General features: G+C 39.4%; 24 protein-coding genes and 3 pseudogenes. 5 read left to right on the forward strand and 22 right to left on the reverse strand.

Translation table 11 applies throughout. The features are described from left to right. Positions 1-209: 209 nt before the first annotated feature. The 11 genes and pseudogenes from V8V91_RS15705 to V8V91_RS15755 form a co-directional block, all read right to left on the reverse strand. Positions 210-638 carry a molybdenum cofactor biosynthesis protein MoaE gene (locus V8V91_RS15705; RefSeq protein WP_074225836.1) on the reverse strand — a complete coding sequence of 143 codons (429 nt, stop codon included), beginning with the start codon at positions 636-638 and terminating at the stop codon, positions 210-212. Positions 639-725: 87 nt separating this feature from the next. Then, a complete protein-coding gene (locus V8V91_RS15710; protein ID WP_373396076.1) occupies positions 726-1,631 on the reverse strand; it encodes a ThiF family adenylyltransferase in 906 nt (301 codons plus the stop codon). Then, positions 1,582-1,785, reverse strand: coding sequence for a hypothetical protein (locus V8V91_RS15715; protein WP_373400854.1), 204 nt, complete (start codon positions 1,783-1,785; stop codon positions 1,582-1,584). The genes V8V91_RS15710 and V8V91_RS15715 overlap by 50 nt, the downstream gene beginning before the upstream one ends. A 208-nt stretch (positions 1,786-1,993) precedes the next feature. Next, positions 1,994-2,806: a uroporphyrinogen-III C-methyltransferase gene (cobA, locus tag V8V91_RS15720; RefSeq protein ID WP_373396078.1), complete on the reverse strand. Its 813-nt coding sequence runs from the start codon at positions 2,804-2,806 to the stop codon at positions 1,994-1,996. A gap of 11 nt (positions 2,807-2,817) precedes the next feature. Continuing rightward, positions 2,818-3,393, reverse strand: coding sequence for a molybdenum cofactor guanylyltransferase (locus V8V91_RS15725; RefSeq protein ID WP_373396081.1), 576 nt, complete (start codon positions 3,391-3,393; stop codon positions 2,818-2,820). 8 nt (positions 3,394-3,401) lie between these two features. Then, the gene (gene glp / locus V8V91_RS15730) at positions 3,402-4,574 is read right to left on the reverse strand and encodes a gephyrin-like molybdotransferase Glp (RefSeq protein WP_373396083.1); all 1,173 of its coding nucleotides are present in this window, start codon (positions 4,572-4,574) and stop codon (positions 3,402-3,404) included. Positions 4,575-4,940: 366 nt separating this feature from the next. Continuing rightward, a pseudogene (locus V8V91_RS15735) lies at positions 4,941-5,742 on the reverse strand (YgcG family protein). After that, entirely contained in the window at positions 5,720-6,157 is a 438-nt protein-coding gene (locus V8V91_RS15740) for a TPM domain-containing protein (protein ID WP_074225842.1), read from the reverse strand. Before V8V91_RS15740 ends, V8V91_RS15735 begins: the two are co-directional and overlap by 23 nt. 10 nt (positions 6,158-6,167) lie before the next feature. Then, positions 6,168-6,758: a LemA family protein gene (locus V8V91_RS15745; RefSeq protein ID WP_074225843.1), complete on the reverse strand. Its 591-nt coding sequence runs from the start codon at positions 6,756-6,758 to the stop codon at positions 6,168-6,170. 121 nt (positions 6,759-6,879) lie between these two features. Further along, a complete protein-coding gene (locus tag V8V91_RS15750; RefSeq protein ID WP_373396086.1) occupies positions 6,880-8,001 on the reverse strand; it encodes an aspartyl protease family protein in 1,122 nt (373 codons plus the stop codon). Then, the gene (locus V8V91_RS15755; RefSeq protein WP_373396088.1) at positions 7,998-8,189 is read right to left on the reverse strand and encodes a hypothetical protein; all 192 of its coding nucleotides are present in this window, start codon (positions 8,187-8,189) and stop codon (positions 7,998-8,000) included. Before V8V91_RS15755 ends, V8V91_RS15750 begins: the two co-directional genes overlap by 4 nt. Before the next feature lie 151 nt (positions 8,190-8,340). On the opposite strand from V8V91_RS15755, the gene V8V91_RS15760 reads away from it, so the two are divergent. Then, positions 8,341-8,814 carry a Fur family transcriptional regulator gene (locus V8V91_RS15760; protein ID WP_373396090.1) on the forward strand — a complete coding sequence of 158 codons (474 nt, stop codon included), beginning with the start codon at positions 8,341-8,343 and terminating at the stop codon, positions 8,812-8,814. On the opposite strand, the gene V8V91_RS15765 is transcribed toward V8V91_RS15760, so the two are convergent. After that, positions 8,811-9,152, reverse strand: a complete 342-nt coding sequence (locus V8V91_RS15765; RefSeq protein WP_373396092.1) for a hypothetical protein — start codon at positions 9,150-9,152, stop codon at positions 8,811-8,813. The two genes, V8V91_RS15760 and V8V91_RS15765, sit on opposite strands and share 4 nt — an antisense overlap. 110 nt (positions 9,153-9,262) lie before the next feature. Beyond that, positions 9,263-9,877 carry a heme-copper oxidase subunit III gene (locus V8V91_RS15770; RefSeq protein ID WP_373396094.1) on the reverse strand — a complete coding sequence of 205 codons (615 nt, stop codon included), beginning with the start codon at positions 9,875-9,877 and terminating at the stop codon, positions 9,263-9,265. 125 nt (positions 9,878-10,002) lie between these two features. Here V8V91_RS15770 and mfd point away from each other — a divergent pair. From mfd to rluF, 3 genes and pseudogenes are all read left to right on the forward strand, one after another. After that, positions 10,003-13,354, forward strand: a pseudogene (gene mfd / locus V8V91_RS15775) (transcription-repair coupling factor). A gap of 177 nt (positions 13,355-13,531) precedes the next feature. Then, complete coding sequence (gene gldJ, locus V8V91_RS15780) at positions 13,532-14,755, forward strand: gliding motility lipoprotein GldJ (protein ID WP_373396096.1); 1,224 nt, start codon at positions 13,532-13,534, stop codon at positions 14,753-14,755. An 82-nt stretch (positions 14,756-14,837) separates the two neighbouring features. Next, positions 14,838-15,568: pseudogene (gene rluF, locus V8V91_RS15785) on the forward strand (23S rRNA pseudouridine(2604) synthase RluF). Here rluF and V8V91_RS15790 read toward each other — a convergent pair. Together V8V91_RS15790 and V8V91_RS15795 are read right to left on the reverse strand one after the other, a co-directional pair. Next, positions 15,565-16,131, reverse strand: a complete 567-nt coding sequence (locus V8V91_RS15790; RefSeq protein ID WP_373396097.1) for a family 16 glycosylhydrolase — start codon at positions 16,129-16,131, stop codon at positions 15,565-15,567. The pseudogene rluF and the gene V8V91_RS15790 overlap by 4 nt on opposite strands. Beyond that, complete coding sequence (locus tag V8V91_RS15795; protein WP_373396099.1) at positions 16,047-16,370, reverse strand: hypothetical protein; 324 nt, start codon at positions 16,368-16,370, stop codon at positions 16,047-16,049. Before V8V91_RS15795 ends, V8V91_RS15790 begins: the two co-directional genes overlap by 85 nt. Positions 16,371-16,603: 233 nt before the next feature. On the opposite strand from V8V91_RS15795, the gene V8V91_RS15800 reads away from it, so the two are divergent. Next, entirely contained in the window at positions 16,604-17,047 is a 444-nt protein-coding gene (locus V8V91_RS15800) for a DoxX family protein (protein ID WP_074225849.1), read from the forward strand. 6 nt (positions 17,048-17,053) lie between these two features. On the opposite strand, the gene V8V91_RS15805 is transcribed toward V8V91_RS15800, so the two are convergent. From V8V91_RS15805 to V8V91_RS15835, 7 genes are all read right to left on the reverse strand, one after another. Next, entirely contained in the window at positions 17,054-17,380 is a 327-nt protein-coding gene (locus V8V91_RS15805; RefSeq protein WP_373396100.1) for a hypothetical protein, read from the reverse strand. A gap of 250 nt (positions 17,381-17,630) precedes the next feature. Beyond that, a complete protein-coding gene (locus V8V91_RS15810) occupies positions 17,631-18,272 on the reverse strand; it encodes a hypothetical protein (RefSeq protein WP_373396101.1) in 642 nt (213 codons plus the stop codon). A gap of 101 nt (positions 18,273-18,373) precedes the next feature. After that, positions 18,374-19,051, reverse strand: coding sequence for a hypothetical protein (locus V8V91_RS15815; RefSeq protein WP_373396104.1), 678 nt, complete (start codon positions 19,049-19,051; stop codon positions 18,374-18,376). Further along, a complete protein-coding gene (locus tag V8V91_RS15820; RefSeq protein ID WP_373396106.1) occupies positions 19,033-19,410 on the reverse strand; it encodes a hypothetical protein in 378 nt (125 codons plus the stop codon). The genes V8V91_RS15815 and V8V91_RS15820 overlap by 19 nt, the downstream gene beginning before the upstream one ends. A gap of 58 nt (positions 19,411-19,468) precedes the next feature. Further along, positions 19,469-20,284: an HAD family hydrolase gene (locus V8V91_RS15825; RefSeq protein ID WP_373400722.1), complete on the reverse strand. Its 816-nt coding sequence runs from the start codon at positions 20,282-20,284 to the stop codon at positions 19,469-19,471. Between the two features lie 267 nt (positions 20,285-20,551). Further along, positions 20,552-21,013, reverse strand: coding sequence for a hypothetical protein (locus tag V8V91_RS15830; protein WP_373396107.1), 462 nt, complete (start codon positions 21,011-21,013; stop codon positions 20,552-20,554). After that, positions 21,010-22,107: a sulfatase-like hydrolase/transferase gene (locus V8V91_RS15835; RefSeq protein WP_373396109.1), complete on the reverse strand. Its 1,098-nt coding sequence runs from the start codon at positions 22,105-22,107 to the stop codon at positions 21,010-21,012. Before V8V91_RS15835 ends, V8V91_RS15830 begins: the two co-directional genes overlap by 4 nt. Positions 22,108-22,128 lie beyond the last annotated feature (21 nt).

Raw genomic sequence — 22,128 nt, forward strand, 5'->3', positions numbered from 1 at the left:
TTTTCACTTTATCCTTTTGTCTTTCCTCTCTGCCTACAGCGACTGAAAACTGTCCTAAATGTCTTCGACTTCGCTCAGACTGACAAAATTTTCAGACTTCCGATTTCAGCATTCTCACTTTATACTTCTAACTTCCACTGACCACTGTTCTCGACTCCGCTCGAACTGACAAACTTTTCAGACTTCTGACTTCAGCTTTCAGACTTCAATCAACTATTAACTTTCCACTGACTTTCCTCATTTTCAAAAATCTCCTTTCCGAAAATTGGAACTTCTGACTTCACTTGATTCACCAACCATTCGGTGGCTTCATAAACTTGCTTTCTTCTAGGAGCAGACACAAAAACAAAGATGCAGATGCCTCCTACTTTCACATTCCCCAAACTATGGTAGATATGCATGCAGGTCAAATCGAATTTCTCAAAAGCAGCTTCCCGGATTTCATGAAGCTTTTCATTGGCCATTTCCTCATAACAAGTAAAATCAATGGATTCTACTTTTTTCCCTTCTACCTCATCCCCTCGGACTTGTCCCAAGAAGATATTATGGGCACCAATGCTATGTTTGCCTTGATGTTTGGCTATTGAATCTGCTATGAATTCTGGGGAAATTGCTCCCTCAAGAAATACCTTTTTCATGTAATTGTTATTCAAAGTTATTGGCTACACGGTTCTCGCATCATCAAGGATTAGTTCACAATAAAACCCTTCAGATTATGCGGAGTTTCATGAGTCAATTAATTGTATTAAATCATTTGCTCCCCCTCGAATCAACTTCAAATTCTGAAATCCTTTCTTGGAAAGCAACTCTGCAGCCCTTCTACTTCGAATTCCAGATTGACAAAATATTCTAAACTCTATTTTGGGATCCAATTTTTCACTTTCTTTTTCCAAGACCGAAAGCGGTATTTGGAGGGTATTCGAGAATAAAACTTCCGGTTCTTCTCCATGTTCACGGACATCCAACAAAATAGAATCTCCATTTAATGCTTCATCTGCCAGTATCATTTCAAAGGAAAGAGAAATATCGGGCTTTTTGGGAGAGGATACCTTACCAAATTCAAATACTTGCTGGCTGTTTTGAAGCAAATCATAAATCAGCAGCTTACCGGAAAGCACCTCACCGATCCCTAATATGATTTTAATTGCCTCATTGGCTTGCAACATTCCGATTAATCCCACGGTGGTTCCTAAAACCCCAGCCTCTGCACAGTTGGGCATAGATTGGTTTTCCTGAGGAAAAATATCCCGATAGGAAGGACCTCCTTCGTAATTGAAAACGGAAACTTGTCCCTGGAATTGATGGATGGAACCGTACACAAAGGGTTTTCCAAACTCAATACAAGTATCATTGATGACGTACCGAATAAAAAGATTATCCGTTGCATCGATGATCAAATCATAATTAGGGAAAATTTCTTGGGCCTTTTTTGAAGTCAAAAATTCCTTGTAAACCAAAACTTCCACTTCTGGATTATTCTTGGAAATGGATGTAGCTGATTCTTTCGCTTTGTACAACCCCAGTTGATCCGGGTTATACAGCACCTGTCGATGAAGGTTGGATTCTTCAATTTGGTCTCCATCAATAATTCCGATTGTACCAACTCCCGCCGCTGCTAGATAAGGCAACACAGCACAGCCCAACCCCTGCACCTATCACTAGCACCCGGCTGCTCAACAATTTTTGCTGACCGGACTCTCCCACTTGGGGCAAGGTTGTCTGGCGGATATATCGATTCATTTCAGCCTCCGGAAAAGGGTGGTAAGAAGGCGATTTCGTCTCCATCTTCTAATAGCTGTTCTGAGAGATTAGAAACGATTTTCCTGTTCACGGCAATTTGAAAATTATATTCCCCAAGCTATGTCGGGAGGTTAAATCTGATAGAACTTTAGATAAGGTCATATTCTCCTCCGAAATGTTCTCTGATTCACATTGAGCCGCTTCTGCTATAATTCCGAAATACTTTACCTGTATCATAGGCTATAAATTTCTACTAATTTACGAATGGAATAGTATTAAGATTCTGAAAAATAAACTCATCTTCCAATACATAGTCCAAATCTTCTTTGATTTTTTTGGATGCTAAGTGCACCACTTCTCCAATGACGATGACTGCTGGAGCTGCAATCTGTTCTTTTTCAATCAACTGATGGATCGTCGCAATTGTTCCAATGACCTCTTTTTGCTCGGCTTTAGTTCCATTTTGAATGACTGCTACCGGAAATTCCTGTTTTCCCAAAGCTTTATAAATCGAGGTGATTTCAGCTATTTTTCCCAAACCCATCAATATCACCACAGTGGCAGTGGACTGGGCAGCCAAGGTCACGTCATCAGACAACTTTCGTTCACTGGTAGTCCCGGTAATCACCCAAAAGCTTTCTGAAACTCCTCTGGAGGTAACTGGGATTCCAATGGAAGCGGGTACGGCGATAGAAGAAGATATCCCTGGAATGATACTCGTCTCAATACCGAATTTCTGTACATATTCCTGCTCCTCTTTTCCCCTTCCAAATACGAAAGGATCTCCCCCTTTTAATCGGACTACATGACCAAATTCAAAAGCATAGTTGACGATCAATTCATTGATTTGATCCTGGGAATAAGAATGTATCCCTTTTCTTTTTCCAACCGGGACTTTCAGTGCTTTATTAGCATATTCAAGAATTTCTTCATTTGCCAGGGCATCATACAGCACTACATCAGCATCTTTCAAGGCTTTGATCGCTTTGAGGGTCAGAAGTTCCGGATCTCCGGGGCCTGCTCCCACTAAGGTGAGGTACGGGGATTTTCCTGTAATAGTATTCATGGCTAGGTTTGTTAGGTGAGGCTAAGTAATTCTGCTTGAGTATTGATATTTCGAATTGTAGCTTGATCTTTTGAAGTAATGAGTAATTTTTGATTTCTTAGGCTATCCACTAAAGGGCAAAGCTTCAAATGATGCTGCTCGATGGCATTTTGGAATACCGGAAGTAAGGATTTTTGATAGCATCCGATCAAAGGGTAATCATGTTTTCCATCAGAGAGAATACAGACATCTTTATCAGTACCAATCGCAAATTGAATCAAAGAGGTCAACACCTCTGTCGTTATCTTTGGAATATCACAGCTTAAAATCAGATTGTACCTGGAGCTGGAATCAACCAAAGCGGTGTAAATTCCTCCGACAGGCCCTTGATCCTCCACCACGTCTGGAATTATAGGTAATCCATAGCAAGCATAAGCAGCATTCTTGGTAACCAAAGTAATATCACTGGTCAAAGGAGTAACTGCATCCAAAATCCACTGAAGAAAAGTCTTGCCTTGAAATTCCACCAGCCCTTTCTCTGTGTTCATTCTGGAGCTTTTTCCGCCACAGAGTATATAAACCGCTATTTCTTCATTGATTCGAGGCATTAGACCAATTAAAGTTTAAAGGGAATATACATGACTTCATCCCCATCCTGGATTTCTTTTACATCATCTGGCACAAACAAAAACGCATTGCTTTGGGTAAAAGAAACCAACATGCTTGATGCCTGCTTTGGGTAAACCTCCAATTCGCCGCCTCCTTCTCTCACCTGAAGGAATAGGGACTTATTAAAAACATTTTTATAATTTCCCTTCATTCTACCCTTTTTCAAATTGATATCAATGGCAGCTGTTCCGTTCATTTTTCGTATGGCAGCTGTTACATAAATCAAGAAACAAGTCAAAGAAGAGGCAGGATTCCCTGGCAATGCAAATACCTGCTTTTCGCCCTTTTTCCCATACCAAAGCGGTTTACCTGGCTTTTGATTGACTTTATAGAATTTCTCTTCCACCCCATTTTTCTCTAAGCTTTCTTTGACAAAGTCATAATCACCCACTGAAATCCCTCCAGAGATCATCACCAGATCTGCTTCCAGGGCTTTTTGAATAGCATGAAAAGTCGATTCTTTGTCATCAAGTACATGCTCCGAATGTATCAACTCCACATTCTCTGATTGCAAAGCAGCTTCTAACATGTACTGATTACTTTCATACACTGACCCAGGCTCTAGGAGCGTTCCGGGCTCCTGGAGTTCATTTCCTGTGACGATTAGCGATATTTTGGGTTTCCGTATGACTAAAACCTTGGAGATTCCTAAACCAGCCAAAAACCCGACAATCGCCGCATTGATTTGGGTTCCTCTATTTAGGACCACCTCGTTTTGTTTTATCTGTTCCCCAATTGGTCTCACATTGGTTCCCTTTTCAGGCATTTTTAGAATTCGTATCCCATTAATTGTTTTCTCCACATGCTCTTGCATCACGACAGTATCTACCTGATCAGGAACTCTAGCTCCAGTGAAAATTCGAATACAATCAGATTTGGATACCTCAAATTCCTGGAAATCTCCAGCCTTGCTTTCTCCAATCAACTTCAAATCTCCCTTGGCCCCATATTGGAAAGCATAACCATCCATCGCCGATTGGCGAAATGGGGGAAGGTTGATAGGAGCTTTGACATCTTCGGCTAAAACACATCCATTTACCTCAGATAGAGGCAAAAGCATGGGAGACAAAGCTTCTGTGTTTTGATCGATGATAGAAAGCGCTTGAAATACTGAAACCATAATTAATGTTGAACAGGGTTCTAAGTTAAGTAAATTAAGTATTATTACGTATTTTTCTACGTATTTATTTTCATGAAAAGAGAATCCTTTCTTTTTATTACCAACAAGAAAAAAGAAATCTAAGCATTCCTAATTGGAAAGAAGCTATAAAAATCAAACGGAATGATAGCAAATATCAAAGCTGGCATTTTCTTCCATTACTCTATCTTCTTTCCGTTAAGAAGAAATAGGTATTGATGGAAATTGAAAGCATCATGAAAATCCTTTCTATAAAAATGACAAAAAAAAGCCTGAAATGACATCCATTCCAGGCCTATAATTTTCAGTTTTTTCAAACTTCTTAGTTCTGATTTCATACTTGGTTTACTACCAACTTCCACCGGCTCCGCCACCTCCGAAAGATCCTCCTCCGAAGCCGCCAAAGCCTCCTCCACCACCGCCGCCGAAGCCACCGCCTCCTCCGAAGCCGCCACCTCTACGACCACCACCGAGCATATTGGCAAGCATAATCGTAGTCCAAAGATCTACTCCTCCGCCTCTTCCTCCCATGTGGTTATCATTGTCATTTTTATTTCGGATCAATGGAAGAATTACAAAAAAGAAAATAAAGATCAACAACAAGAAAAAGGCTCCTCCACCTTTTCCTTGAGACTCAATATCCTCTGCCTTATATTCTCCAGAAGCCAATTTGATAATCATATCGGTAGCTTGGTCCAGGCCCTGATAATAGGCCTCCATCTTGAAATTTGGAATGATAAGCTGTTCTACAATTCTCTTAGCCAAGGCATCAGGAACTGCTCCTTCCATCCCATATCCAGTGGCAATGAATACTTTTCTGTCCTCCATTGCTGCTAAGATCAGAATCCCATTGTCATTTTTTGAACCTCCAATTCCCCATGCATCACCTAGTCTAAATGCATAATCTGAAATGTCATACTGACCGACGGACCGCATCATGACGATAGATATCTGGGTAGAGGTGCTATCATTGTAAGCCACCAGTTTATTCTCTAACTGTTGCCGCTCCGCATTTGACAAAGTATTGGTAAAATCATTGACCAATCTAGGGGGTTGGGGCAGGAGGAAAATCCTGTGCAAAAGTCCCTCCAGCAAGCAAAAAGAGAATGATGACAAGTGGTCGGATCTTAGGACCCAAAAGAAATCTCATCAGGAAGTTCGTTTATGTCTGAATCCCCTTGGTAAGGAAAATGGGCTCCAAGCTGGGTTCCGGCTTCATTAATACCTTCTATCAGACCCTGTGTAAATTCGCCAGCCTTGAAACGGCTGACCATATTTTCTTTAATTTTTTCCCAGAAATCATCCGGAACGGCTTCATTGATTCCTGAGTCACCCAAAATCGCAAACTTCTTATCTTCTACTGCTAAGTAGAATAAGACCCCATTTCGGTCCTGTGTCTGATACATTTTGAGTTTATCAAAAACCACTACCGCACGATCAAGTACGTCCCCTTTACAGCGGCTCTCGATGTGAACTTGAATTTCTCCGGAAGTGGAAACTTCTGCGGACTTAATTGCATCTACGATTGCCTTTTTGTCCGCAGAACTGAATAATTTTTCTGCCATGGAATTTTACTTAAAACTGTACTGAGGGCGCATTTTCTGCCCCAGCAGATGCTTCAAAGTAACCTTTGGCTTCAAAGCCATACCATCCCGCAAATATGTTGTTAGGGAATGTTCTGAGGTTAGCATTATAAGCCTGAACAGACTCATTAAAGTTCCTTCTGGCCACAGCGATTCTATTTTCAGTTCCTTCCAATTGCGCTTGAAGCTCTAGGAAGTTTTGATTTGCTTTCAAATCCGGATACCGCTCTACGGTGACCAATAACCTACTCAAAGCTCCGGAAAGCTGATCCTGAGCTTGTTGAAATTCTGCTAATTTATCTGGAGTTAGGTTTCCTGCATCTACATTAACGGAAGTCGCTTTGGCTCTCGCTTCAATCACACCAGTTAGAGTCTCCTGTTCAAAATCTGCGTATCCTTTTACGGTATTGACCAAATTTGGAATCAAGTCTGCTCTTCTCTGATATTGCGTTTGTACCTCAGCCCATTGACCGTTAATTTGTTCCTCGGTTTGAACAAATTGATTGTAAGTTCCTACTGCCTTGGTGTACATATAGATACCCACCACTGCTAAGATTAAAATAGGAATCAATAATTTTTTCATAGTCTGTTTTTTGGTTTAGAAATCGGAATTAATCACGAAAATCACAGAAAGAGGTTTGATTATCTCCCCAAACTGAAATCAAAAATATCCATTTTTTTATTCCAATCGGGTCAATCCTGGATTAAATCTGCTTTTTGAGAACTATGCGGAATACCATATCCTCGTACTTGGTCAAGTCCAAACCTTCATACCTACGGACCTCGAATTCAATTTCTTTACCCTCTTCTGATCTCAAAAGTTTGATGACGTCTGACAATTCCCAGATAAATGCCGGAATCTTGTTAATGGACAAAATTTCGTCAAACTCTTGAATTCCCGCCTTGCTCGCAGGAGAGTTGACCCGCACCTGTCCTACATAAATCCGATTTTCATCATTTGGGACTTTTTTGACCGAAATCCCACTCATATCATATTCGAATGCCGCATAATACTTTTCACCTCTTCTAATCAGCAAACGGTTTCTTGGGTAATCAATAATCAACTTCAACCTTCCCAAGACTTCGGAACCTAGACTACCTTGCCTACCAGATTCCTTGATCACATAGCTAAAAGGCGTCTCGTTTGGATAGGAAGTTAGGACATCTTGCAACCTAAAACCTTGAATATTTAGCGTTTTTACTCTTCCAATAAAACCTTCTAGAACCCCTCCCAGGCTTTGTCCCAATTCAGATTCTATAAATAGTTCTGGTAAAATGATATCATCGGAAGTTTCCTTGTTCAACAGCAAACCATGGTTTGCCCCAGTATCAATCAATAGTTTGGGGTTAAGGATACTTCCATCCTGTTGCCTTACTTTTGCCTCAATATAGGGTTTACTATTCTCTACAATCATCTCCAGCTTTTTATAAAAGATCGGCCGCCATTTCACGGCATCATTTTCATAAAAGGTGATCAGCTCTTTGTCATAATCGATTTTGACAGGATTGTATTTAAAGAATTCATAACCAATAATTCCGTATACCGGAACCCCAATCACCGTCTCCAACTCTAAAAAATCCTCTTCCAGAACCAATAAATTTTGATACGTTCCTTCAATAGGTCCTAAATCAAACGTATTGGTAGGAGAAACAAAAGCAGACAGACTCGCTGAACCATCCGCTCCAATCAGGTCGAGTTGGCGGGAATAATTCAATTCCATGGCATCCCCAAGATTTTTACTGAACAAAATATTGGAGCGAACCCCCGTATCCACTAGAAAATTAATCGGGTAATTTCCGTTGATGGAAACTGGAATAATGATCAAACTATTGGAAGCGTAAAAGGAAGTTGAACTTTATGTTGCTCCTCCTTCATGTAGAATCCAGGAAGTTGAGCATAAAGAGGCACCGAAGTAATCCAAATGAAAAGAAATAAGGCAATCCTTGCACACATATTTACTGAAAAGTTCGGGTGATTGATATAAGATAAATCTTTTTGTAAAATTTTCAGCATATAATTCTCTAAACCCTGAGGCTTACCATATGTTTTACGCAATAGTTTCTCTTTTGTTAAATTAGAATAAAACCAAATTAGCATAGAAAAGGATGGGATTCTTGCCAAAATTTCAAGAATACTCCATCTTTAATTTTTAGCAACCCGAGATATGGCTGATAAAGCACTTATAGAGAAAGCAAAAAAGATTTTTGAAAACTTCCTCACCAAACAAGGAAGCAGAAAGACCCCTGAACGATTTTCCGTAATCGATGAGCTGTACTCCCTTCCGGAAGACGAACATATGGATGTGGAAGGACTTTTTTTAAGCATGAGAAATAAAGGGTATACCATCAGTAGGGCGACTATTTACAATACCTTAGACCTTTTGGTCGAAAGTGGGCTTGCCGTTAAACACCAGTTCAAAGATAAAGTTGCCCTTTACGAGCAGGCGCTAACGTATAAGCATCATGATCATCATGTATGCAACCAATGCCGAAAAATCCGTGAATTCTCTGATCCTAAAATCAATGAAATCAAAGAATCCATGGGAAAGGAATTCAAGTCTTCCATAAAAAGTCACTCTTTAGTGCTTTATGGGGATTGTTTGATCGAAAATTGTGAAAACAAGGTCCCATTAGTTTAATCTTCTTTCTTGAAGACTTTTCTGTAAATAGGAATTCTATAAGTAAATTGAAGAATCATGGCAGGATATAAAAGCCATGTCAGTAGCTTAAAAGGGGCTTGATAACTTATCTCGTCTTGGATAATACTCCCTGCACTAGTGTTAATAATTCGATGTTTGTGTTTCCAGGATTTTAGGAAAAAAGGCAACTCGATCCCCTCATCAATAAAATAAAATTCCTCCTCGGTAGTTTGGTCTTCCGTAATCTTACTTACCCATTTCTGCTTGAATAAAATAAAATTCAATTCCAAGGAAACGATATCTCCTTTCTCAGATCCATCAAACCTGATCAGTTTCACTGGAGGAAAGGGTGGACTTAATTTTTAAAAAGGGATGCTTGAAATCCTTCCTTTACAGAAAGGTAATCCTGCCCCACACTCGTTTTAATTTTGAAATCCATGAGAATCGACTAGAAACTAAGAACAAATAAGAAGAATAAAACCAACCAAATAGCATCCATATAATGCCAGTAAAAAGTAAATAGCCTAATCCTCATTTTCTCAAAAGGGTTGGTCAGTAAAACAAGGTTTTTAATCTGATCCCGTTGGTATTTTCTTAATTGAACCCACATAATCAGAGCAAATACCATTGCACCAAGCAAATGGAAAATATGAATGCCAGACAATACGTAAAGGAAACTGCCACTGGGAACGCCAGTGAAATTGATCCCCATATTGCTGAGTTCCACCCACCCAATCAATTGGAAACATGTAAAGGAAATACCCAACAAGATCGTATTTCGCAAGGAAGCCTGAAGCTTATCCGTGTTTTCTTCTTGATAATGCAATCTCATTTGAGTGGCAGTATAGCCACTCAAAATCAGCAGCATGGTAGAAATTAGGAACGCGATAGGAACGCGATGATTCAATCCTTCCAATTGCCTTAAGCCCGAAAAAAGAAAAGCGACCACCAAAAAAAGAAAAATCAGACCGCTCCCTAGCATTCCTAGGTAAAGGAGTGTTTCATAAGGATGTAGGCTCTCCAGCTTTTGGAACCAAGTTTTAGATTCTTTTGTATTCCCCATGTTTGATAAACATTTTATCTATCCTTAGGTTCAGAGTTTTCTAAATCAATTCAATTTAGCTCTATTGACGATCAAATGCGTTAAATTTGGTCTCTAAACCTTACTATACAAACTACGCTACTATTTTGGATCGACAGGCATTTCTCTCCATCTACCAATCAGACCCGATTTTTCAGACGCTTTCGCATGAATTAAATAAGAAAGAAAAATTCCTCTTGCAATTAAAGGGTCTTTCCGGAAGTCTTGATATGGTTTTTTTTGCAAGCTATTATCTCCAACATGGTGGTTTTCACTTAATCATCGCAACGGATAAAGAACAAGCTGCCTACCTCAATTCAGACCTTCAAAACCTGTTGAACTCCGAAGATCATATGATCTTTCCTTCAAGCTTCAAAAGGGCTTACCAATACGAAGAAGTAGACAATGCCAATGTATTATTACGTTCTGAAATCCTAAATCTTGTGCTGGATGCCAAATCCAATTCCAGGATTATTATCACCTATCCAGAAGCGCTTTATGAACGGGTCATCAACAAAAGGTCCCTGAAAGAAAATACGTTTACCGCCTCGGTGGGAGAATCTGTGGATATGGAATTTGTTTCCGAAATCTTGACCAGCTATGATTTCGAAAAAACTGATTTTGTTTACGAGCCAGGTCAATTTGCCATCAGAGGGGGAATTTTGGATGTATTTTCCTTTTCGAATGAACATCCCTATCGGCTTGAACTTTTTGGAAAAGAAATTGAAAGTATTCGAACCTTTGATCCGGAAAGCCAACTTTCTATTGCCAATGTGGATGAAATTTCACTGATACCGAATGTTCAGACGAAACTACTCCAGGAAGTTCGCCAGTCATTTTTAAGCTTTCTACCTGAAAATTGCAAAATCTGGTATAAGGATTATCAGCTCAATCTGGATGTGATGGATGAGTGTTTTCATAAAGCTGAACAGGCTTTTGATATCATTGCTAAGCAAACCCAAACTGACAAGCTTATGCTGAAGCCTTCAGACCTTTTTGATAAGGGAAAGGATTTTCAAGCATTGGCAACGAATCACTCTCAAATCGAATTTGGGAAGCAATTTTACCTTCGGGGAGGGAAAGAAATCAAATGGGATAGTCAGCCTCAACCTTCTTTTAACAAAAACTTTGACTTATTGGTAAGCAACCTTTCTGAGAATGAGAAAAAAGATTTACCAATATCCTCACAGCTGAGAATGAAAAACAGATAGAGCGTCTATTGGGAATTTTCAGAGAATTGGACCCAACCCTTCAGGTGCAAAGCATGCTTTTGGGTTTAAGAGAAGGGTTCGAAGATCGAATTCTCAAACTGGTTTGCTACACGGATCATCAGCTGTTCGAACGTTTCCACAGATATAAAACCAAAAACAAAGCCAGCAAATCCAAAGCATTAACCATCAAGGAACTGAAGGCACTTCATCCCGGAGACTACATTGTCCATGTGGATTATGGAGTCGGCCGCTTTGCAGGACTGGAAAAGGTGGATGTGAATGGAAAACTTCAAGAAGCGGTTAGACTGGTCTTTCGGGACGATGATTTACTATATGTAAATATTCACTCCCTCCATAAAATCTCAAAATATTCTGGGCAAGAAGGCACCATGCCTTCTATGTCAAAATTAGGTTCACCAGAATGGGACAACAAAAGAAAAAGGTAAAGCGGCAAGTTAAAGACATCGCTAAAGATTTAATCGCTTTGTACGCCAAACGAAGATCCGCTCCCGGTTTCGCCTTTAGCAGGGATTCCGTTCTTCAAGTTGAATTGGAGTCTTCGTTCATCTATGAAGATACTCCTGATCAGGCCATGTCCACGGCAGATGTGAAAGCCGATATGGAAAAATCCTACCCAATGGATCGGTTGGTTTGTGGAGATGTGGGTTTTGGAAAGACAGAAGTGGCCATACGTGCTGCATTCAAGGCAGTTAACGATCGAAAGCAAGTGGCTGTCCTGGTACCTACTACGATTTTGGCCATGCAGCATTACCAAACATTTTGTGAACGGCTGGAAAATCTACCAGTTAAAGTAGAATACATTAACCGGTTCCGTACCGCCAAACAGATCAAAGAGATTGTGGCTCAGGTGAAAACAGGAGAAATCGACATTCTGGTCGGGACCCATAAAATCGTCAACAAAGACATCGTTTTCAAAGACTTAGGATTGTTGATCATCGATGAGGAGCAAAAATTTGGAGTAAAAGTAAAAGACCAACTGAAAAACCTACGGGTCAATGTGGATGTGCTGACTTTGACAGCTACTCCGATTCCAAGAACCCTTCATTTTTCACTGATGGGTGCTAGAGATTTGTCGGTCATTGCCACACCACCTCCCAATAGACAGCCTGTAACAACTGAAGTCGCGACATTTCAAGAAGAAACCATCAGAGATGCAGTAGCCTATGAATTAAGAAGAGGTGGACAAGTATTTTTCGTTCACAATCGGGTAGGAGAAATTGATAGCATTGCCAATTTGATCATGAAACTGGTTCCTGATGCCCGAGTTGTTGGAGCCCATGGTCAGATGGATGGTAAAAAGCTCGAAAAAATCATGGTGGACTTTATCAATCATGAATACGATGTGCTCGTTTCTACCAACATCATTGAATCAGGATTGGATATTCCCAATGCTAACACAATTATCATTAACCGAGCTCATATGTTTGGTTTGAGTGATTTGCATCAAATGAGAGGAAGAGTAGGAAGAAGCAATAAAAAGGCATTCTGTTATTTATTGACCCAACCGATGTCTGGCCTTACCCCAGAAGCAAGAAAAAGACTACAAACATTGGAGGAATTTTCTGATTTAGGAGATGGGTTCAAAGTGGCTATGAAAGATCTCGATATCAGAGGTGCTGGAAACCTCTTGGGAGCAGAACAAAGTGGATTTATTACTGATCTTGGATTTGAAATGTATCATAAAATACTGGATGAAGCAGTGCAGGAATTGAAGGAAAATGAGTTTGCTGCCCTATTCGAAGTAGATCTGAAAGAGAAAGTGAAAGTCTTGGTACAGGATTGTACCATTGAAACAGATTTGGAATTATTGATCCCAGAAGAATATGTCACCAATATTTCAGAAAGATTGGGGCTTTATTCCAAGCTGGATACCATTAAAAATGAAGAAGAACTGGGTAAATTCTCAGCGATGCTGATCGATCGATTTGGTCCCTTGCCTGATTCGGTCAAGGATTTGATGGAAACAGTACGATTGAGATGGATGGCAGAAAAATTGGGAATTGAGAAGCTAAATTTGAAAGGAAGGCAAATGAAATGCTACCTACTTCCTTCTACCAGAGATGATTTCTATTCCTCCGAGGTATTTGGGAAGATTATGAAATTTGTTCAGCTACATGCGAAGCAAAGTAAAATAAAGGAGTATAAAAATCGTTTGATTTTAACAGTATCTGAAATTTCTACGATCTCAAAGGCTCAAAGTGCTCTAAAAGAGATGTCTGAAGTCTGATTTTCGTAAAATTTAACTGGCATAAATATTGTTGTTTTCCATACCTAATTTGTAGAATACTTGAAAATTTGCATAATAAGCACCTTTTCTTAAACTTGCGTTCTAGAAATTTGATTGGAAGTAGTCTGTAATGCTTCTATATTTACAAACTGATCAAGACCTTAAATAGATATAAATATGCGTCTGAGTAACAAATCATGGGGAATGTGGACAGCTGCGTTGGCTATTGTTGCTGGCTCTGTTTTAATCTCTTGTAACAAAACTCCAGGTTACGGTAGAAGAACTGCTAACAACCCAGGCAAAAAAAGTGCGACGACAGGAGCTGAGTTCAGTTTTGATGAAAACGACTCTACTAACTTCTTTGTGGCAAAAAATGCAGAACAAATCCCTGGTCCTAACTTGAAATTCATTCAAGGAGGTCGGGCTGTTTTGGGTTCTCAAGAGGAAGATGTGATGGCATTCCGAGATAATCAGGAAAGAACCGTTACCATTTCCAATTTCTACATGGATGAAACTGAAATCACGAATAATGATTACCGTGAATTTCTTTTCGACATGAAGAAAAAGGTGAGCGCCGATTCTCTTTTGAAGTTAGAGCCTTCAGAAAATGTTTGGTCTGGCGCTATGTCATTCAATGACTTGTACCAATCTTACTATTTCAGATTCCCAGGATTTAATTTCTATCCAGTTGCTGGTGTTTCTTGGACTCAAGCTAATGTATATTCTAAGTGGAGAACTGAGTACGTGCAGGAGTTGATCAGAAAAGAAAGAGAAATTGATTCTACTTTCACCAAAAATCAACTGATCGAGCGTGGCGTCGCCATGGCTGACTTCAGACTTCCAAACGAAGGTGAGTGGGAATATGCAGCCAAAGCAATGATCGGTACTCAATATTTAGACGAAAATCAGGAATATGGTAGAATCTATCCTTGGGATGGTCGTGGAGTGAGAAACCCATACAACGTAAAAAGAAAAGGAAAGCAAGGTGATTTCTTGGCAAACTTCAAAAGAGGTCGTGGTGACTATGCTGGTATTGCAGGTAACCAAAGAAATGACGGAGAGATCCTTCCTACCAACGTGTATGATATGGCTCCAAACGATTTTGGATTGTATCACATGGCTGGAAACATGAACGAGTGGGTATATGATATCTATAGACCTCTTTCTTACCAGGATTTTGATGACTTAAACCCATTAAGAAAAGATGGTGTTTATGATGAAATCGATAACTACGAGACTTCCATGCTAAGCGATGAGTTTAGAGTTTATAAAGGTGGATCTTGGAAAGATGTAGCCTACTGGCTAGCTCCAGGTACTCGTAGATTTATGCACCAGGATTCTGCAACCAACTCAATTGGTTTCAGATGTGCAATGATCTCAATCGGAGAAAAAGGAAAATAATTCTTAATGATAGTTGAATAGCCCCGAGCGAATTTTCGTGTCGGGGCTTTTTTATTTCCAAAGAATCAGGAAATTTTACAATATGGAAGAGAATCAAGGAATCCGAATCAATAAATACCTGAGTGAAGTAGGTTTTGTTCCAGAAGAGAAGGGGATAAGCTCCTCGAAGCAGGAAGGATTACTTTAAATGGAAAAATCCCGGAAGTGGGCACTAAAGTAATGCCCAATGATATTGTAAGGGTAGATGGTAAGCCAGTGGGGAAGCCGATTCAAAATCATGTGTATATCGCATTCAATAAACCCGTAGGGATCGTTTCTACTACCGATACCAAAGGAGAGAAGAATAATATGATTGACTTTATTGGTCATCCTCAGCGGATTTTTCCAATCGGTAGATTAGACAAAGACAGTGAAGGCTTAATTTTCCTTACCAGTGAAGGAGATATTGTCAATAAAATCCTGCGCTCCAAAAACAACCACGAAAAGGAATACATTGTCACTGTGGACAGGCCTATCAACGATCGCTTTATTCAGCGCATGAGCTCTGGAATTCCCATTTTGGACACGGTCACTGATCCCTGTAAAGTGGAACGGATTTCCCGATTCAAATTCAGAATTATCCTCACCCAAGGGCTGAATCGCCAAATCAGAAGAATGTGCGAATATTTGGGATACGAAGTAAAGCAATTGAAGCGCATTCGAATCATGAATGTCCACCTGGATATCCCAGTAGGTAAGTGGAGAGACCTTACTGAAAAGGAGTTGAAGGAATTGAATTATCTGGTAGCAGACAGTTCAAAAACCTTCGATTAACTTCTATTTTTCTGATAAACCCGAACATAATCCACTTGATACTCCCTTGGAAAATCTGTAGGAGAAGGATCTCCCCCATTGGATCCAATAGCCAAATTCAGTAAAATATAGTGGGGTTGATGGAACGGGTTAAACCCATCAGGGTTTACGGTTTTGCTTAGGTCAAATTCATTCAATAATACATCGTCCAAGTAGATTTTAATAGATTCTTCCGTCCAATCCATTTTCCAAATATGGAATTTATTGGCCCATTGAGGGTCATTTTCTAAAAATTGAGAAAATGGGATCTTAGCTTCGTCCCAATTAGCTCTTTTGGTTGCATCCGCCCAAGCAGCATTGGCTAAAATGGTCTGCTCGCCCTTTATCTGATAAAATTCCATCACATCAATTTCTCCATTGGCAGGCCAGGGTTTGGTAACTCCGAGAGTCCAAATCGCAGGCCACATCCCAGCAGAAGTGTCAATTTTGGCTTTCACCTCTAAAATTCCAAATTGAAATTCATACTTGCCTCTCGTATTGATACTAGAAGATGTATATTCAGCAAATTCCCTTGCTTTTTCCAATTTTCGCTTCCTGCTTCAAAACCAGGATTCGCTAGCTTTTCTCTTCTTCCTTGAATCAGGAGTATCCCATTTTGCTGGCTAGCATTGGCCTCTTGATACCATTGAAGCTCATTATTTCTTACAAAGCCCTTTTCAAAATTCCAGGTAGAAAGATCAACAGAACCTTCTTCATTAAACTCTTCTTGCCAAACAAGTTGATATCCTTCCGGAATTTCTTGGGCAAAAGAGGGTTGGATCATTATTAGAACTAAAAAACGAAAACAGATCTGAAAATGATATTCATATAATCAAGGTTTGAAAAGGAATGTACAGCATTTTCAAATTGGTTGGGTCAGAAAATCCTTCAAGTTTCAAGAAATAGTGATCAAAGGCTTAGCGGAAACCCTTTTTTAATCTAATTCCCAACCATCTGAAATTCAAATCATTAATTCAAAACCAACGTATAAAGAGTATAACCAAAACCCATAATAACATGAATGCTGTACAAAAAATGGAACATTGGGCAGATGCCCATCATCCACAATGGATTGACTTTTTACGAGTTGTATTAGGTCTATTTATCTTTTATAAAGGGGTCTTATTTATATCAAATACAGACGCCCTCCTTGAAACCATGAAAAATGCAGATCTCCAATTTGTCAATTTAGGGTTAGCTCATTTTGTAGCTTTTGCCCATTTGGTAGGAGGAATTTTGATCGCCATGGGCTTGGTCACCCGATTTGCCATAGCTTTCCAGATTCCAATTCTTTTAGGGGCGGTATTGTTCGTAAATATTAATCAAGGCTTTTTATCAGTCTCCAATAACTTGGAATTTGAAACCTCCATTTTGGTATTGGTACTGCTGATTGTCTTTTTAATATTCGGATCAGGAAAATTTTCAGTAGATCATTGGATGAAAAAACACCCAAATGGCTAATACCTTTTAATCCACTCTTCTATAGGTCAGGGCTCCAACACAGCTATTTACTCTTCCATTAGGAGTGTCATTGCAAGGATATACCAAATCAAAAGATCTGTTATTTGGAGAAAAAATCATACTACCTGTAATGGGGTAGGTACCTGTAACTTCCGTTTCCTGAAGATTTTCTTTTGGAACATAAAGGAGGTATGCATCCAATTTTAGCTCATACATTTTGGAAATATTCTCTGAATAGGACTCTCCACGGAGTTCGTATGTTCCAATGGCATTACTGTAATAACCTAGTATGTTGGTAGTCTCACTTTCTCTAATCAAAATACTTTTCTCCAATGTGCCATCTGTCTGAAAAATATATTGGAAGATAAAAAGACCTTCTGATCGGAATTATAAACTGCACGCTGCCAAATTCCTTCAAGCGGACTGAGCGGTAGTATGTCCTTGTCTTCTTTACAGGAAAATAAACCTAAGAGAAATGTGAAAAGAAAAATTACCCGAAAGATTTTCATAGAATGCTAATTTTAGAAAGGAGGAAAACTTATCCCTATAACGAAATGGTTAAAGCAATTGCAACGATCGGAGTTTAATCCTTCAAACCAGCTTTTCCTCTTCCGATTGGAAGGTTATAATAGATGGCAACCTGAGAATGTTTATTATTTCCTTGGTTTTTCATCACGTTCACAATTCCTCCTACATATCTGATACCCACTGCATCTATCTTAGACTTCCCGATGAAAGCCCCAATACCCACAATATAGGAGGCATCGATTGGATTGATTTGACTTTTTACATCCACTTCCAGCGATAGTTCTCCATCTGGGACTTTCTTTTCAAAATAGTCTTTTGCTTTCCTTGTCCTCCAAGAAAACTGTGCCCCTCCTTCAAGAAAAAACCCTAGATCAGTTAAATATCGAATAGTGGGAGCCGCACTTAAGTAGCTTATTTTTCGATCATACTTGGTTCCTGAATAAAGTGCATCCAGCTCTGGTTCCATTAGCGAATAGGCTGGAGCTCCTTTCGCTCCTCTAACGTATTTACCTAGTAATTCCAAATTCCAAGCCCAATGATCGTCAAATTTCCGACTAAAAAACAACCCCAAATTCAAGGATCCTAAACCCAATGCTTTAGAATCTTCAAAGTTTGTAATGCCATTTAAGCTGTAATTTGCATGCAATCCAAAGGCATTGTTCTCAGTATTTAACTTATCGCCGAAAATTAAACTCATCAATACTTGAGCATTTGAATAACTTACTATTCCAAAAAATAAAAAAAATGTAAAAATTATGTTGGGCCGCAACTTCATATCTGCTATAGATTTAACTCAATCTATTGTTTTTTATGGATGCCTGCAAACCTATAATTCAAATTCAATAAAAACTGACTTCTTTTACCAAAAACACCTACTTCTGTTCGTAGCATCCAGTTCTTATTGTGCTGATATTGTGTACCTAATATCATGTTAAACCTAGCCGATACTTCTTTATCTAACTTATAATCTATACTAGTTTCTGAAGGATCAATCCCGTTTGCAAAATCTTCCAATCTGCCAATAATCTGTTTGGCTACCAGTCGTTGGGCAGGGGGCAAAGTATCGGCCCATTCATTTAATGTGGAAATAAAGTTGCCACTTCCAAAACCTGGGAAGATCTCCTCTATTAGGATGGATCCTTCGGTATCACTCTGAATGGTCTGGTAAAATACCCCAGCCCAAACAGACATATTTCGCTGAGGATTTTTAAGGGAAGGTAGGGTATGACCAATTCTTAGGCTTGAATTGTAAGCCGGGATTGGCTCCACTATCACATCTACATCCACAAAATTAAAATTATTGTCCCAGGCAGCCCATAAAGGACCCCAAGCTCCGGTCAAAGTACCACCAAAACCAAAACTTTTTGCATTAAAATGTTGTGATGTCTGAAAACCTACTGGTTGTATCAAAGTAATGTCTGTTTGGGTGGTTCCTCCTCCAAACATTCCATAGACGTTCAAAAAGGGAAAACCCATAAATCAGGTCTCACCGTGTAAGCAATGGTCGATGCGATCGTCGGTCCAAACTTGATCAGATTACTGACATCAATCATCTCGCCTCCATTAAGTCCTACTAAGGTTTGATTGATCGTTATTTCCTGCCGTTGGGTAAAATAAATTGCACTTGCCCCCCAAGCATAGGGTAAATCATACCCCGCCTTAGTAGCTTTTGCACCCAAAACTGGAAAGGTATAGGAATAATCCATTTGCTTGAGGCTATCAAAATAGTCCTCATAGATGGGATTGAAAATCTTTTGCGCGCCCTGAGCTACCGCTTGATCATTCAATATTAAACTGAATAGAAAAATAAATAAAACCTTAGCTTGGCAATTCATAGAGATGAGTTTAAAAGGTTCCCTATTCTAAGATAATATCCATAAAGGATAAGAGAAATTAATTGGGGTAAATCGACTTCCATTCTTTGGCCATATCCACTACCAACCAATGGTTTTTTTCAGCATCATCTAAGCCTTTAACCAGTTTTCCAATGGAAGATTCACGGTCATAGGCATATTCCCTTATGGAATCAGTATGATGAATATAAATCCCTAATCTTGGGCCATCAGAGTTTGTTGTATATTCCAACATTTCATAATCTCCATCCGAATTCCCAACCGCGATAGTCGGCTTCAGTCCAATATGCTGATGTATGCCTACGGGCTTACCTGCCTTATCATCAATAAAGTTTAATTCCGGTATTTTGAGTATTTGAAGTTTCCCGTCCACTACTTCATATTTGGCTTTTAAGGAGGAACCTACCACCTGATAAGGAGGTATCCCATAGGCCTCTTCTGCCCAAACTCTTAAAAAGTCTATCCCTCCGCCTGAAACAATAAAGGTTTTGTAGCCATGATCTCTCAAATAATCCAACAGCTCCACCATGGGTTGATAGATCATTTCATTAAAAGGTTTACCTGTTTTTGGATGCTTACTCGTGGACAACCATTCACGCACAGAACTTTCAAACTCATCTTCCGTCATATTGGCATGAGAAACCATCACCAACTCAGCCAAAGCTTTTTCACCTCCCGCCAAAGCTCCATTCAAATCGTCGTTAAGAATTGCCTGAATAGCTTGACTTTTTGACCATTCTGGATGTTCAGCTGCATGCTTTTTGATAAAGTCCACCGCATAAAAAAGTTGAAAATAAATCGGCTGTTCTGACCATAAAGTACCATCGTTATCAAAAACAGCAATCCTCTCATTTATGGAATAAAATCAGCACTTGTCGAATCTGTAGTTTTTTCCACAAACGCTGTAATTCTAGCTTTACTCGGGCCCTCATTCCATGAATGAAGAAACACCTCCTTTTCAGCAACAAAAGGGATAATATTACTGTCACTTTCTTCGTTAGTTATACAACTAATAAGGCTTAAATAGATAACTAATATGATATAATAACAACTCTTGTACATTCGTATTCTAAAGAAAAATATGAATTAAAAAGCCGGTCTTTTGAGACCGGCTTTGATTTACTTACTTATTGTGTGATTTGACCATATTATTTATTTGCTCTTCCACTTTGCTCAAGCTCCAATCACCTGCAGTCTGACTAGGAGGATAATCTTGGAAGGTAGATAAAAAATTAAAGGCATATCCTTGCATAGCTATAAGTATAAAGGCCCTATCAATATACCAATCATAATAGGTGTTTGAACCAATAAGTGCTTTTTCAAAAGGATCTCTTCTCAAGTTAAACAAATAAGGGGCCCTTAATTCTACAAAAGGTTCTAACCATATTTGAAGTTGATCTGCTCTATTCTCTAAAAACATTGCCTTCCAATCCTGGTACCTTAAAGCTGCAACAGCCCCTGCATCATCCACATAAATAAATCCTTCTCTGGGGGATTCTTCCACTTTTCCAGTTAAATAATCCATCTGGTTCACTCCATCTATGTAATTTTTATAAGTTCGACCACCCATTGTTACACCATTCATGATTTTTCTTTCACATTTGGATCTCCAGCCATGGCAGCAAATGTTGGCAACCAATCTTCGTGAGAAACTATTCCGTTCAAAGTTTCTCCTGCTGGTATTTTGCCAGGCCATTTAATAAATGCGGGAACCCTATATGCTCCTTCCCAACTGCTATTTTTCTCTCCATGAAAAGGAGTAGTACCTGCATCTGGCCAGGTATTATAATGAGGTCCATTATCTGTACTGTAGAACACAATGGTATTATCTGCAATTCCTAATTCATCCAATAAATCTAACAGTTGCCCTACATGCATATCATGCTCAATCATTCCATCTGTATATTCATCATTGCCTGGATGTCTATTCTCTTCCTTCACGTGTGTTCTAAAGTGCATCCGAGTAGCATTCCACCATGTAAAGAATGGTTTATCTGCATCTACTTGTTTTTTGATGAATTCCTTTGCCGCAGCAATTGTTTCATCATCAATGGTCTCCATCCTCTTTTTGGTCAAAGCCCCAGTATCTTCAATTTTTTGTCCCCCATTTCCATCAGCCCAACTATGAATTACTCCTCTTGGTCCATAAACCTCTCCGAAAGACTTTCCATTTTTCAAGACTAGATCGGTAGGATAATCAAAATTTTCTGGTTCTTCTTCTGCATTCAAATGATATAGGTTTCCAAAAAACTCATCAAAGCCATGCATAGTTGGCAAATGTTCGTCTCTGTCACCTTGATGGTTCTTTCCAAATTGTCCCGTTGAATACCCAAGATCCTTTAGGACTGTGGCGATGGTAATATCCGTCATCTGCCATCCCTCCTTAGCTCCTGGCATTCCTACTTTGGTCATTCCTGTGCGAACAGGTACATTTCCTCCGATAAAAGCTGCACGACCCGCCGTACATGATTGTTGAGCATAATAATCTGTAAATCCCACTCCCTCTTTCGCAATTCTGTCAATATTAGGGGTCTTGTACCCCATCATGCCGCGGTTATTGTGGCTGATGTTCCAGGTTCCAATATCATCTCCCCAAATCACCAAAATATTGGGTTTATCCTGAGCCCAAGTCAATGAGGTCCACAAAAATATCCCCACCATTAAATAAAATCTTTTCATAATGAAAACAGTTAGGTTAGT

The organism is Algoriphagus halophilus, assembly GCF_041729275.1.
Lineage (GTDB): Bacteria > Bacteroidota > Bacteroidia > Cytophagales > Cyclobacteriaceae > Algoriphagus > Algoriphagus halophilus_A.